Source organism: Psychrobacter proteolyticus (genome assembly GCF_038155145.1).
Lineage (GTDB): Bacteria > Pseudomonadota > Gammaproteobacteria > Pseudomonadales > Moraxellaceae > Psychrobacter > Psychrobacter proteolyticus_B.
The window spans coordinates 1-211 of record NZ_JBAKAY010000221.1 but is presented as its reverse complement, the minus strand read 5'-3'; the positions used below and the strand labels follow the sequence as shown (position 1 = coordinate 211).

The window sequence follows — 211 nt, the reverse complement described above, 5'->3', positions numbered from 1 at the left end:
CTATTATCATGCGCACTAATGATATCAAAGTCGACGTGCTCATGATAATAGACTTGACGGGCTCTAAATTTTCTGCTGAACCAATGTCTTGAATATAACTGCGTGCCAAGCGAACCATATCAGGTTGGACAAAAATGGCATTTTCGATAGATTTGGCAGAAGAGCCAAAGTTATTAACACAGATTTGACAATTGACATCGTTGAGCGCGGA

General features: G+C 40.3%; 1 protein-coding gene. It reads right to left on the bottom strand.

Annotation, left to right across the window (positions count from 1 at the left end):
* Window positions 1-211, bottom strand: a 211-nt coding sequence (locus V6252_RS13610) for an EAL domain-containing protein (protein WP_341610783.1), incomplete at both ends; no start/stop codon positions are given.